At 72.6% G+C, this 13166-nt stretch carries 11 protein-coding genes; 8 read left to right on the top strand and 3 right to left on the bottom strand.

Annotated elements, in window-relative coordinates; genetic code table 11:
* The first annotated feature begins 116 nt into the window (after window positions 1-116).
* The 4 genes from QE405_RS14830 (at window position 117) to QE405_RS14815 (ending at window position 5060) form a co-directional block, all read left to right on the top strand.
* The gene (locus QE405_RS14830) at window positions 117-1160 is read left to right on the top strand and encodes an ABC transporter substrate-binding protein (RefSeq protein ID WP_307202097.1); all 1044 of its coding nucleotides are present in this window, start codon (window positions 117-119) and stop codon (window positions 1158-1160) included.
* A 111-nt stretch (window positions 1161-1271) separates the two neighbouring features.
* A complete protein-coding gene (locus QE405_RS14825) occupies window positions 1272-2099 on the top strand; it encodes an SDR family NAD(P)-dependent oxidoreductase (RefSeq protein WP_307202094.1) in 828 nt (275 codons plus the stop codon).
* A 6-nt stretch (window positions 2100-2105) separates the two neighbouring features.
* Complete coding sequence (locus tag QE405_RS14820; protein ID WP_307202092.1) at window positions 2106-3305, top strand: ABC transporter ATP-binding protein; 1200 nt, start codon at window positions 2106-2108, stop codon at window positions 3303-3305.
* Between the two features lie 3 nt (window positions 3306-3308).
* Window positions 3309-5060, top strand: coding sequence for an ABC transporter permease (locus tag QE405_RS14815; protein WP_307202090.1), 1752 nt, complete (start codon window positions 3309-3311; stop codon window positions 5058-5060).
* Between the two features lie 111 nt (window positions 5061-5171).
* Here QE405_RS14815 and QE405_RS14810 read toward each other — a convergent pair whose 3' ends face one another.
* Window positions 5172-6098, bottom strand: a complete 927-nt coding sequence (locus tag QE405_RS14810; RefSeq protein WP_307202088.1) for a LysR family transcriptional regulator — start codon at window positions 6096-6098, stop codon at window positions 5172-5174.
* 206 nt (window positions 6099-6304) lie between these two features.
* Between QE405_RS14810 and QE405_RS14805 the strand changes: the two genes are divergently transcribed.
* From QE405_RS14805 to QE405_RS14790, 4 genes are all read left to right on the top strand, one after another.
* Window positions 6305-7405, top strand: coding sequence for a PrpF domain-containing protein (locus QE405_RS14805; RefSeq protein ID WP_307202085.1), 1101 nt, complete (start codon window positions 6305-6307; stop codon window positions 7403-7405).
* Window positions 7406-7528: 123 nt separating this feature from the next.
* Entirely contained in the window at window positions 7529-8707 is a 1179-nt protein-coding gene (locus QE405_RS14800; RefSeq protein ID WP_307202084.1) for a Bug family tripartite tricarboxylate transporter substrate binding protein, read from the top strand.
* Window positions 8708-8716: 9 nt separating this feature from the next.
* Window positions 8717-10684 (top strand): tripartite tricarboxylate transporter permease, encoded by a 1968-nt coding sequence (locus tag QE405_RS14795; RefSeq protein ID WP_307202082.1) that lies wholly within the window; start codon window positions 8717-8719, stop codon window positions 10682-10684.
* A 37-nt stretch (window positions 10685-10721) separates the two neighbouring features.
* The gene (locus QE405_RS14790; protein WP_307202080.1) at window positions 10722-11105 is read left to right on the top strand and encodes a universal stress protein; all 384 of its coding nucleotides are present in this window, start codon (window positions 10722-10724) and stop codon (window positions 11103-11105) included.
* 72 nt (window positions 11106-11177) lie between these two features.
* Here QE405_RS14790 and QE405_RS14785 read toward each other — a convergent pair whose 3' ends face one another.
* Both QE405_RS14785 and QE405_RS14780 read right to left on the bottom strand, forming a co-directional pair.
* Complete coding sequence (locus QE405_RS14785) at window positions 11178-12416, bottom strand: alpha-hydroxy acid oxidase (protein WP_307202078.1); 1239 nt, start codon at window positions 12414-12416, stop codon at window positions 11178-11180.
* A 40-nt stretch (window positions 12417-12456) separates the two neighbouring features.
* Complete coding sequence (locus tag QE405_RS14780) at window positions 12457-13155, bottom strand: FadR/GntR family transcriptional regulator (protein WP_307202076.1); 699 nt, start codon at window positions 13153-13155, stop codon at window positions 12457-12459.
* Window positions 13156-13166: the final 11 nt, after the last annotated feature.

The raw sequence follows: 13166 nt of genomic DNA, 5'->3' as shown, positions 1-13166 counted from the left end.
GCTCGGCGGACGCGGATCGCAGCGCATGTCCAGTCGGGTCGAACTAGTGATTGACGCCACAGCCCGGCCGCACTACCTTGAACCGATATCAGTTCAACTTCAGCTGGAGGAACGGCATGAGGACCACAGTGATCCGGACGGGCGTGGCGGTGTCGGCGTTGGCAGTCGTGCTCGCCGGGTGCGGCAGCGACAGCGGCGGCAGCGGGGGCGAGGCCGTCGAGGGCGACTGGGACGCCGTCGTCGCCGCGGCGAACGAGGAGGGCGAGGTGCTGCTCTACTCGAGCCAGAACCCGACGCGCCTCGAGGCCCTCGAGGTCGCCTTCGAGGACGCCTACCCCGACATCGACATGAAGTTCGTGCGCGGCACGGACGCCGAGATGAACCCCAAGGTCGAGGTCGAGAACCAGACCGGGCGCGGCACCGCGGACGTCCACATGGTCACCGACGCGGCCTGGATCACGACGGTGTCGGAGTCCGGTCAGTACTCGGTCGCCGACCTGCGCGGGCCCTCGTTCGACGAGGAGGCGTTCGACCGCGACGAGAACGTCATCGCGGACTCGTTCTTCCTCACCAGCGCGGCCGTCTTCGCCATGGGCTGGAACACCGACGCGGTGCCGGACGGCTTCGAGGAGCCGCAGGACATGCTCGACGAGCAGTACGCCGGGAAGATCGGCATCGTCAACCCGCAGGGCATCGCGGCGTACGTCGACTTCTACTCGTTCTACGAGGACAACTTCGGCCCCGACTTCGTCGAGCAGCTCGCCGAGCTCGAGCCGCGCATCTACCCGAGTGCACTGGGCATCGCCCAGGCGCTGACCTCCGGCGAGATCGTCGCCGCCCCGGGCGTGCAGCCGCTCGTGGCCGAGGTCGAGGCCGGCGCGCCGGTCGACTGGAAGCTGCCCGACCCGGCGTGGGGCACCCCCTGGTACTCCCACATCCTCAAGGTCGCGCCGCACCCCAACGCCGCCCAGGTGCTCGCCGACTTCATGGTCAGTGAGGACGGCCAGGCCGCGCTCAACGTCGGCTACGCCTCCGTCCTGGGCGAGGGCAACGGTGCGGTGGCGGACGCCGGCGCCATCGAGCTGCCCGACCCGGACGCGCTGACGCCCGAGCAGGTGCAGGCTTACCAGCAGGAGTGGGAGTCCCTCTTCCTGCCGTGAGCGACGGCGGCGACCGGCTCCGGCCGGTCGCCGCCCCGTCGCGTGTCCCACCGTTCCTCCCGATCCGCCCGCCCACCCGTCCGCTCGACCCGACAGCGAGGTGATCCGCCCATGACCGACGCCCGGCTCCCCGCCACGGCCGTCCTCGACGGCCGCACCGCGCTCGTCACCGGCGCGGCCAGCGGGATCGGCGCCGCCACCGCGCGGCTGCTCCACGCCCGCGGAGCCACGGTCGTCCTCGGCGACATCGACGTCGACGGGGCCGGCGCCCTGGCGGCCGCGCTGGGTGACGGAGCCTCCGCCGTCCGCCTCGACGTCGCCGACGAGGCGGCCTGGGACCAGCTGGTCGCGCGCTGGGCGCCCGACGGGCTCGACGTGCTCGTGCACTCCGCGGGGATCGCCCAGCGTGCGGAGCTCGCGTCCGCGACGCTGGACGACTTCCGCCGCATCGTCGACGTCAACCTCGTCGGCACGTTCCTCGCCCTGCGCGCCGCCGCGCGAGCGGTGGGCCGGGGCGGCGCCGTCGTCACCGTCTCCTCGCTGCGGGGCGTGCTGGCCACGACCGGCCTCGGTGCGTACGGCGCGTCGAAGTTCGGCGTGCGCGCGCTGACGCGCGTGGCGGCCCTCGAGCTGGCCGAGCGCGGCGTGCGTTGCAACTCGGTCTGCCCCGGCAGCATCGCCACCGACATCAGCAGCAGCAAGGGCTTCGACGTCGTCGACGTGGACGCCTACCTCCGCAGCATCCCGATGCAGCGCCAGGGGCACCCCGACGAGGTCGCCCGCGCCATCGGCTTCCTGGTCGGTGACGACGCGTCGTACGTCACCGGCACCGACCTCCTGGTGGACGGCGGCACCGCCGCCGGCCGCACCACGCCGCGGCTCGACCGCGACGAGACCCCCGACCAGCGGGCCGACCGCCCGACCCCGACGATGAGGTGACCCCCCGTGTCCGGATTCAACGTGCAGGGCCTGACGAAGCGCTTCGGCGCGACCACGGTCGTCGACGACCTCGACCTGAGCGTGGAGGACGGCGAGTTCGTCGTGCTCCTCGGGCCGAGCGGCTGCGGCAAGACGACGACGTTGCGCTGCCTCGCCGGCCTCGAGCGACCTGAGGCCGGTCACATCTCCTTCGGCGACCGCACCGTGTTCGACAGCGGCAAGCACGTCGACGTGTCCACCCACAAGCGCAACATCGGCATGGTGTTCCAGTCCTACGCGCTGTGGCCGCACCTGACGGTGCGCAAGAACATCGGCTACCCGCTCAAGGTGCGGGGGCGCAAGGACGCCCTCAAGGGCGGCGCCGTCGAGCGCGCCGCCGAGATGGTGGACACCCAGATGCTGCTCGACCGCTACCCGGCCCAGCTGAGCGGCGGGCAGCAGCAGCGCGTCGCGGTGGCCCGCGGCCTCGTCGCCGAGCCCGACCTGGTGCTCTTCGACGAGCCCCTCAGCAACCTCGACGCCCGCCTGCGCGACCAGGTGCGCACCCAGATCCACCAGCTGCACCAGCGCCTCGGCTTCAGCGCGGTCTTCGTGACCCACGACCAGTCCGAGGCGTTCGCGCTCGGCGACCGGCTGGCCATCATGAAGGCCGGCCGGCTCGAGCAGCTCGACACCCCCCAGCGGGTCTTCGACGAGCCCGGCTCGGAGTACGTCGCCGCCTTCATCGGCATGGGCAACCGTCTCGAGCTGACCCGCGGCGAGGCGGGCTGGACCACGGCGTCGGGCGAGGTCGTCGACCTCGGCGGCCGCACCCCGGAGCGGGGGGCGGGCGACCGTGTGGTGGCCCGTCTGCGCAAGCAGGACCTCCACCTCGTCCGGTCCGCCGAGCAGGCGCCCGCCCACCACGTCGTGCTGGGCGCCACGCTCGTCACGAAGGAGTTCGGTGGTCGCCACTACGACGTGCTCGTCGACGTCGCCGGCCAGCAGCTCAGCCTCGAGGCCGACACGCGGGAGCACGGTGCCTGGCTCCGCGACGCCGCCGAGGGTGCCCCGGTCCAGGTCGGCTTCGCGCCGTCCGACGTCCGCCTCTTCGCGCCCGACCTCGACGAGAGGCCGCAGACGGGCCTGGCGGTCGCGGGTACGGCCGGCAGCACGGGCGGCACCGGCACGACCGGCGGCCTGCGTGCCGTGACGACGGGAGTCTGAGCCATGTCGACCGCGACCGCACCCCCGCCCACCGCGTCCCGCCCGGCGCCCCCGCCGGTGCCGGGTCGCTTCCGCACCTCGATCGACCGGCTCACCGACCGTCGCGGCTGGGGAGCCCGCCTGGGCTACCTCGCCCTCATCCTGTTCCTCGGCTACCTCGTCGTGCTGCCGCTCTACCGGCTGCAGGCGCTCGCGTTCGAGGACGGCGCCCGCGGCTACGACGCTCAGTACTCGCGCCCCGACATCGGCTCCGTCATCTGGACGACGGTCAAGCTGGGCGGGATCTCGCTGGTCATCGCCATGGTGCTGGGCACGCTGCTGGCCTTCGCCGTGACGCGCCTGCCGGCGCGGTTCTCCTGGCTGCGCGTCATCCCCGTCCTGCCGATCGTGATGCCGGCCATCGCCAGCGTCAGCGGCTGGGCGTTCCTGCTGTCCCCGGGACCGGGCTACCTCAACGCCGCGTTCCGCACGCTCCCCTGGTGGGACCACCTCGAGTCGGGCCCGATCGACGTCTACACGCCGACGTGGATCATCCTGCTCACCGGCTTCGGCCTGACCTCGTTCGTCTACCTGTTCGTCAGCGCCGGCATGGCCGGCATCAGCGCCGAGCACCTCGAGGCGGCGCAGACGAGCGGCTCCTCGACGGTCGGCGTGTTCTTCCGGGTCGTGCTGCCGCTGCTGCGGCCGTCGCTCGTGTACGGCGGCGGTGTGGCCCTGCTGCTCGGCCTCGGCCAGTTCACGGGCCCGCTGCTGCTGGGGTCCAACACCGGCGTGAAGGTGCTGACCACCGAGATGTACCGCCGCGTCTCCGAGTCCCCGGCGGACTTCGCCGCGGCCGCGGCGGCCGGCTCCCCGCTCGTCATCCTGGGCCTCGTCGTCGTGCTCGGCCAGAAGGCGTTGCTCGGCAACCAGAGCCGCTTCGTCACCCACGGCGGCAAGGCGTTCCGCTCGGCCCCCGCCCGCTCCTGGTGGGCCGTCTCGACCGTCGTGATCTACGGCTTCGTCGCCCTGGTCGCGCCCCTGCTCGGCCTGATCGCGGTCGCGCTCTCGCCGTACTGGTCGGAGTCGATCCAGTGGAACGCGCTGACGCTCGACAACTTCCGCCAGCTGCTCAGCACCCCGGACGTCATCGACTCCGTCGTCACCAGCCTGGTGGCCTCGTCCCTGGCGGTCGCGATCTGCGTGCCCCTCGGGTTCGCCATGGCCAACCTGCTCGTGCGGGGCCGCCGCTACACCGTGCTGCGGCTGGCGGGCGACCTCATCACCGCGCTGCCGCTGGGCATCCCGGCCGTCATCTTCGGTGTCGGGTTCCTGCTGACCTACACGCAGCCGCCGTTCATCCTGTACGGCACGCGCACGGTCATCGTCCTCGTCTACGTGGTGCTGATGCTGCCGTTCGCCACCCGTCTGCAGATGACGGCCCTGCTGTCGCTGGGGGAGACGTACGCCGAGGCCTCGGCCACCAGCGGTGCGAGCTCGCTCGTGACGAACCTGCGGATCATCCTGCCGCTGATGCGTCCTGCGATCCTCAGCGCGGTCGCGCTCATGTTCATCCTGCTCACGCACGAGTTCGCGGCCTCGCTGCTCGTGCGGGCCCCCACGACGCAGGTGATGGGCACGCGCCTCTACGACCTCTGGGCCAACGGGTTCTACCCGCAGGTGGCGGCGATGGCGCTGCTCATGACGGTCGTGACCGGCCTCGGTGTCGGCGTCGCGATGCTCATCGGCGGGAAGAACGTGCTCGACAACCTCTGATCCCGCGCCACGCGAGTCGTGGCCCGCGCCACGCGAGTCGTGGCCCCAGCGCCACGGAAGACGGGGCGCTGGGGCCACGACCTCGTCGCGCGTCCCGCCGCCGGTGGCCGTTCAGCGCCCGGCCGCGGTCACCTCGGCCTGGTAGTCCCGCGCCGTCTCCACGAGGATCTCGGCGAACGCGATCTCGGTCGCGGTGCGCACCCGGTCGGGACGGTGCGCCACGAGGATGCGCCGCGGCGGTGCGGTGCTGCCCAGCGAGACGACCTCGACCCCGGGGTGCTTGTTGAGCACGGCCGTGCGTGGGGCCAGGGTGATGCCGAGCCCGACGCTCACCATCGCCTGGGCCTCCTGGTAGTCGTTCGCCTGGAACGAGATGCGCGGCGTGAACCCGGCGGCCAGGGCACTCCGCTCGAGCACCTCCACCACGGGGTGCCCGCCCGCGCGGATCACCCACTGCTCCTCGGCGAGGTCCGCCATCGCCACCCGCCGGCGCTGCGCCAGCGGGTGGTCGGTGGCCACCAGGAGCACCGTGGGATCGGAGAACAGCGAGGTCAGGGCCAACCGCTCGGGGTCCATCCGCTGCCACTCGTAGTCCCACAGCAGGGACAGCCCGATCTGACCCTCCTCGAGCTTGCGCACGAGCCCGTCCTCGCGGTCGCTGTGGATCGTCAGCTGGATCGCCGGGTAGTCGGTGCGGAACTGGCGCACCGCGAGCGGCAGGAAGGAGGCGCCCATGGTGGGGAAGGTGCCGAGGTCCAGCCGGCCGCGGCGCAGTCCCGCGATCTCGGCGAGGTCCGACTCGGCCGCAGCGAGCTGCCGCAGCACCTTCCGGGCGTGCCCGACGAGCACGAGCCCGGCCTCCGTCGGCTGCACGCCACGGGGGTGCCGCTCGAGCAGGGGCTGACCGACCTCGCGCTCGAGGCGGAGGATCTGCTGGGACACGGCCGAGGGCGTGTAGCTGAGCGCCGCGGCGGCCCGGGTCACCGATCCGCACTCCACGACGGCCGCCAGCACCTGCAACCTCTTCACGTCGTACACGGGATCTGCTTACAGGAACGCTACATACCTGTAAAGGGATCTGAAGAGGACCTAAATACTGGCCCGCGCCTCGGGGGCGCAGCCGCCGCCCCCTAATGCGTGAAGCATTGCTTCAACCTCATGTCCTAACTGGCGATTGTGCTTCATATGGGCGCCGTCACACGCTGGTCCCCCGGAGCACCACCAGGACGACGACGAGGACGGCGATGCGCGAGATCGAGGCAGTGTGGATGCGTGGCGGGACCAGCAAGTGCTGGGTGTTCCGGGACGCCGACCTGCGTCTGCCCGAGCTGTCGGTCGACGAGGTGCTCCTCCGGGCCTTCGGGAGCCCGGACCACCGTCAGGTGGACGGCGTCGGCGGAGGCACGTCGACGACGAGCAAGGCCGTCATCCTGGCGCCGTCCGAGCGACCCGGAGCCGACGTGGACTACACGTTCGCCCAGGTCGGCATCGACGAGGCGAAGGTCGACTGGGGCAGCAACTGCGGCAACTGCTCGGCCGTCGTCGCGGCGTACGCCGTGCGGGAGGGATGGGTGCGCGCCACGGACGGCGAGACGGTGGTCCGCGTCCACAACACCAACACGGGGCAGCTCATCCTGCAGCTCCTCGCGACCCCCGGCGGTGTCCTCGACGAGGAGGGCAGCACGGCGATCCCGGGCGTGCCCTTCCTCGGCGCGCCGGTCCGCATGGGCTTCGTCGACCCGGTCGGGCGCACCACCGGCGCGCTCCTGCCGAGCGGGAGCACGGCCGAGACGATCGAGGTCGACGGGACGGCGGCGCGGGTGACCCTGGTCGACGCCGGCGCGCCGGTGGTGGCCGTGCTCGCCTCCTCCGTCGGCCTCCGCGGCGACGAGCCGCCGGCGCGCATCGACGCCGACCGCGACCTGCTCGACCGCCTCGACCGCATCCGGCGCGAGGGTGCGGTGCGGATGGGTCTCGCCCCCACGCCGGCCGAGGCCGAGCGCGCCGTGCCCAAGCTCGCGCTGGTCAGCGCCGACCCGGACGGCGAGGCCGACGTGCGTCTGCGGATGCTGTCGATGGGCCAGGTCCACCCGGCGGCGCCCATCACGGGCAGCGTCGCGCTCACGTTCGCCGCGCGGACACCCGGAACGGTCGTGCACGACCTGCTGGCCGACGGTGCCGACGCCCCCGCGTCGCTGCGGCTGGCCACGCCCGCGGGGACGGTGGCCACCTTCTTCGAGGTGCGCGACGGTGCGCCCGTCGTGGGCGTCGTGCGCACCTACCGACGGCTCGCGAGCGGGGTCGTCCACCTCCCGCAGCTCTCCAGCCCCGACACCGCCGCCTAGCGCGAGCGCCGGCGGACCGCGCCGCCCCGTCACCACGGCCCCCGCCCGCCGGTGGGTCGACCACGCCCGCACGCAGGGCCCATTTCGTGATACGCCTCACACCAGCACCTGGAGGACAGCACCATGCCCGCACCCGATCCCGACGTCAGCAACGCCGCTGCGTCGACGTCTCCCGACGACCCGCCGCCGCCCCGACGCAGCACCGCCGCCAAGGTCATGGCGGGCTTCGCGGTGCTCGCCGTGGTCGGCTCGGTGCTCGGCGGCGACCTCCTCAACCCACCCGCCTCGACCGCCGACGGCGACTACGACGGCGAGACGCTGGAGCTCCTGATCCCCCTGGCGGAGGGCGGCGGCACGGACACCTGGGCGCGCTACGTCGGCACCGAGCTCAGCCACACGCTGCCGGGCGAGCCGGGCTTCGCGCCCGTCAACGACGAGGGCGGCGAGGGCATCGCGGGCACCAACCACTTCGTGTCCTCCGCCCGTCCCGACGGCACGGAGATCCTCGTCAGCACGGCGACGAGCGTCGTCCCCTACCTGCTCGAGCTGCCGGCGGTGAAGTACGACTTCACCGAGCTGGTGCCGATCCTCGCGAACGGCACCGGTGCGGTGGTCTACGCCCGCACCGCCGCGGGTGTCCGCTCCGTCGCGGACCTCGTCGAGCGCTCCGACGAGCTGACCTTCGGCGGGATCGCGGCGACGGGTCTCGACCTCACCACCCTCGTGGCCTTCGACCTGCTCGACCTCGACCTCGAGGCGGTCTTCGGCTTCGAGGGTCGTGGCCCGGTCAACCTCGCCCTCCAGCGGGGCGAGATCGACGTGGACTACCAGACCACGTCGTCGTACGGCCCTGCGGTCGAGCCGCTCGTCGAGGACGGGTCGGCGGTCGCCCTCTTCTCCCTGGGACAGCTCGACACCGACGGCCACGTCGTGCGCGACCCGAACTTCGCGGACATCCCGACGGTGGTCGAGGTCTACCGCGAGGTGTACGGCGCGGAGCCCGACCCCGAGAAGCTCGCGGCGTACGAGGCCCTGCTGGGTCTCACCTACACGTACCAGAAGGCGCTCTGGGTGCCCCCCGGCACGCCGGAGGAGGCCGTGGAGCTGCTGCGCGAGACGTCGGCCGAGCTCGGTGCCGACCCGGCCTTCCAGGAGGCGGCGGCCGAGGTGCTCGGCGGCTACCCGATCGACGCCGCGGGGGACCTCGAGCAGCGCATCGACGAGGCCTACGCCGTCGACGACGAGGTGCGCGAGTACGTCCGCGACCTGCTGTCGTCCTCCTACGACATCACGATCGACTGAGGCCTGGCGATGCTCGACTCTGCACTCACCGCCCTGGGTTCGCTCACGGACCCCTCGCTCCTCGTCATGCTCGCCGTCGGCGTGCTGGCCGGCCTCGTCATCGGCCTCATCCCCGGCCTCGGTGGCACCGGCGCCGTCGCGATCCTCCTGCCGCTCACGTTCGGCATGGACCCGGCGCCCGCCCTCGCCATGCTGATCGGCGCCCTGGCCGTGGTGCACACGTCCGACACGGTCGCCGCCGTGCTCCTCGGGGCACCCGGGTCCGCGTCGGCCAGCGTCACGATGCTCGACGGCTACTCGATGGCCCGCAACGGCCAGGCGAAGCGCGCGCTGTCGCTCGCCTTCCTCTCCTCGATGGCGGGCGGCATCATCGGCGCCCTCGGGCTCACCCTCGCCATCCCCCTGGCGCGGCCCCTCGTGCTCTCGTTCGCGAGCCCCGAGCTGTTCATGCTCACCATCCTCGGCGTCTCCCTCGCCGCGGTGCTCTCCCGGGGCAACGTCGTGAAGGGTCTCGTCGCCGGCTTCCTCGGCCTGCTGCTCGGCCTCGTCGGCACCTCGCCGACCACGGCGGAGGAGCGGTTCACGTTCGGCAGCCTCTTCCTCGGCGACGGCCTCTCGCTGGTCGCCGTGGCGCTCGGCATCTTCGGCCTCGCCGAGATCGCCGGCCGGGTCTCGCAGCGGCGCGTGACCGAGGACTCCGTCGAGCTCACCGGCGGCTGGTTCGCGGGCATCCGCGAGTGGCTGACGCACTGGTCGCAGGTCATCCGCGGCTCGCTCATCGGCATCTGGGCCGGTGTGCTGCCGGGCGTCGGGGCGACCGCGGGCACGTGGCTGGCCTACGGCCAGGCCGTCGCCACGGCGAAGGACAAGCGCAAGTTCGGCAAGGGTGACCCGCGCGGCATCGTCGGCCCGGAGAGCGCGAACAACTCGGTCGAGGCCGGTGACCTCATCCCCACCCTGCTGTTCGGCATCCCGGGCGGCGTGCCGTCGGCGATGCTCCTCGGGATGCTGCTGACCTACGGCATCCAGCCCGGACCGGCGATCGTCACGGACCACCTCGACCTGATGTACCTCATCATCTGGTCGTTCGCGATCGCGAGCATCGTGGGTGCGTTCCTCTGCTTCCTGGCGACGCCGAGCCTGGCGAGGCTCACCAAGGTGCCGTTCGCGGTGCTGGGGCCCGGGCTGCTGGTCGTGATGCTGCTGGGCGCGTTCCAGGACAGCGGCCAGCTCGGTGACCTGTGGATCATGGTGGCGCTGGGCGTGGCCGGCTGGCTCCTCAAGGCCACGGACTTCCCCCGCGCCCCCTTCCTCATCGGCTTCGTCCTGGCGATCCCGATGGAGCGCTACTACTACCTCACCGCGAACCTGTACGACGGCGCCGGCTGGATGCTGCGTCCCGGCGTGCTCGTCTTCCTCGCGGTGCTGGTGGTCCCCGTGCTGTGGGCGCTCTTCAAGGCGTGGCGCAAGCGTCGGGCGACGCCCGACGAGGGCCACCGCTCCGAGGAGGTGCTCGACGGCGCCGACGAGCTCGAGGGCTCGCTCGCGAACTCGGTCTGGTCGCTCAGCGTGGCCGCGGTGGTGGTCGCCGTGTTCGCCGGTGCGTGGATCGTGAGCGGCTCGTTCTCCGAGGAGGCTCGCCTCATGCCGCGCCTCGTCGCGACCGGCGGGCTCGTGCTCGGCCTGGTGCTGCTGGCGCAGGAGCTGCGCACGCGGTCCCGCGGTCGCCGGGGCCCGGGCTGGACACCCGATGTCACCACGGCCGTGCGCACGTTCCTGCTCATGTGCGTCTTCCTCGGCCTCGTCGTCGTGGTGGGCTACCTCGCCGCGGTGCTGCTCTTCGCGCCGGGCTTCCTCCTGTACGTCGCCCGGGCCGGGACGCGCACGACCATCCTCTACCCGCTCATCCTGGGCGTGGTGCTGCTGGTGCTGCCGTCCGTCCTGCCCGTCGACCTGCCGACCGGCCTGCTCCAGTGATCCCGACCCCCCTCACCACCCCGAAGCGGAGGAACCCATGACCATCGTCCTCGCCCATGCGGACTCGGAGCCCGGACGCGCGGCGCTCGTCGCGGCGCTCAGGGAGGCCACCGACCACGCGGAACGGCTGGTGGTGGTCCCCGCCACCCGTGGGGCCCACCTCACCGTCGAGGCGGTGACGGAGGAGGCGCCCGACCTCGTGCGGGCGCTCCTCGCGGCCGGCGGCGAGGTCGTCGTCGAGGAGGGCAGCGTCGGCGACCCGAGCGACGCGGTGGTGCAGGTCGCCCAGCGCCACGACGCGCGTCTCGTCGTCGTCGGCCTGCGGCACCGCAGCCCCGTCGGCAAGGCCATCCTCGGGAGCACCGCGCAGCGGATCCTCCTCGACGCGACGTGCCCGGTGCTGGCGGTCAAGCCGGGCTGAGCACGCGCCGTACCCGCGTCGTGGCCCCAGCGCTCCGGAAGACGGCCCGCTGGGGCCACGACGCGGCCCGGCTCAGGCCAGGGGCCGCGGCGCGAGCCGCACGAGCTGGGTGACGTGGCGCGGCTCGAGCTCCTCCAGCGTGGCGACGCCGAGCAGCTTCATGGTGCGCTCGATCTCGTCCTTGAGGATCGCGATGGTGCGGTCGACGCCGGGACGCCCGCCGGCCATGAGGCCGTAGAGGTAGGCCCGGCCGATCAGCGTGAAGTCCGCGCCCAGCGCGATCGACGACACGATGTCGGCGCCGTTCATGATGCCGGTGTCGACCATGACCGTCGTGTCCTTGCCGACCTCGCGGACGACCTCGGGCAGCAGGTGGAACGGCACGGGGGCACGGTCGAGCTGGCGCCCGCCGTGGTTGGAGAGCACCACACCGTCGACGCCGTGGTCGACGAGGCGGCGCGCGTCGGCCACGTTCTGCACGCCCTTGACGACGATCTTGCCGGGGAACAGGCCGCGGATGACCTCGAGGTCGTCGTAGCTGATCGTCGGGTCCATCGCCGAGTCGAGCAGTTCGCCGACGGTGCCGCCGGTCGAGGAGAGCGAGGCGAACTCGAGCTTCGGCGTGGTGATGAAGTCGATCCACCACCAGGGCCGCACCGCGGCGTCGAGCACCGTGCGCAGGGTGATCTGCGGCGGGATGGAGAAGCCGTTGCGCTTGTCCCGCAGCCGTGCGCCGGCCACGGGGGTGTCGACGGTGAAGAAGAGCGTGTCGTAGCCCGCCGCCGCAGCGCGGCGGGTGAGCTCGTAGGACGTCTCGCGGTTGCGCATCACGTAGAGCTGGAACCAGTTGCGTCCGCCCGGGTTCGCCGCCTGCACGTCCTCGATCGACGTGGTGCCGAGGGTCGACAGCGTGAACGGGATGCCGGCCGCGCCCGCCGCACCGGCGCCGGCGATCTCGCCCTCGGTCTGCATGAGGCGGGTGAAGCCGGTGGGGGCGATGCCGAACGGCAGCGCGCTCCGCGCTCCCAGCACCTCGATCGAGGTGTCGACGTCGACCGCCGGGCGCAGCACGTCGGGGTGCAGCTCGACGTCCTGGAAGGCCTGGCGCGCCCGCACGATCGACAGCTCGCCCTCGGCGGCGCCGTCGGTGTAGTCGAAGGCGGCCCGCGGCGTGCGACGCTTTGCGATCACCCGCAGGTCGTCGATCGTGAGCGCCTTCGCCAGCCGCCGCTTGCGAGGGTTGAGCTCCGGCTTCTTGAACTTCAGCAGGTCGAAGATCTCGGCGGGCTTGGGGAACTGGCGGGCGACCATGGGGGTCCTCTCGGGCGTAGGGCGGGGTGCAGGTGACGGGTCAGGGACGGATCTGGGCGAAGTAGCCGTGGATGTGGTCGGCCACGCACGTCCGTGCGGCGTCGGCCCGTCCCGCGGCGACCGCGTCGAGGAGGGCGGCGTGCTCGTCGCGCAGGCGGTCGACCGTGGCGGACCAGTCGTCGATGCGGGCGAGGCCGAGGCGCACGTAGTCCTCGATCGCCGTGCGCAGCCCCGCCATCACGGAGAGCATCACCTGGTTGCCGGTCGCCTCCGCCAGGGACAGGTGGAACCGCGCGTCGAGCGCGAGGAACTCCTCGGGCGCGAGAGCGTCGTCCTCCATCGCGACGAGCAGCTCGCGGGCGGGCGTGAGGAGGGCGTCGTCGTACGCCGCGGCGAGGGTCCCGACGACCGCCACCTCGAGCGCGACGCGGGTCGCGACGACGTCGTCCACGCCGAAGGCCTGCGCGGCGGTCTGGAGCCGCAGCATCGTGGACATGCCGGCGCCGGGCCGCGCGACGATGATCGCTCCGGCCGACGGTCCGGAGCCGGTGGCGGTGCGCACGACGCCCATGACGTCGAGCACCCGCACGGCCTCGCGGACGCTCGAGCGGCCGACGCCGAGCCGCGCGGCCAGCTCGCGCTCGCCGGGCAGGCGGTCGCCGGGACCGAGCCGGCCCTCGCCGAGCTCGCGCTCGAGGTGGTCGAGCACCGTGCGCCAGGCCCGTGTCGTCTCGGCCACGAAGTGCCTCC

The sequence above is a fragment of the Nocardioides zeae genome (genome assembly GCF_030818655.1).
GTDB classification, from domain to species: Bacteria; Actinomycetota; Actinomycetes; order Propionibacteriales; family Nocardioidaceae; genus Nocardioides; species Nocardioides zeae_A.
Note: the sequence above shows the minus strand (reverse complement) of the source record. Positions and strands in the feature narration are given on the sequence as shown.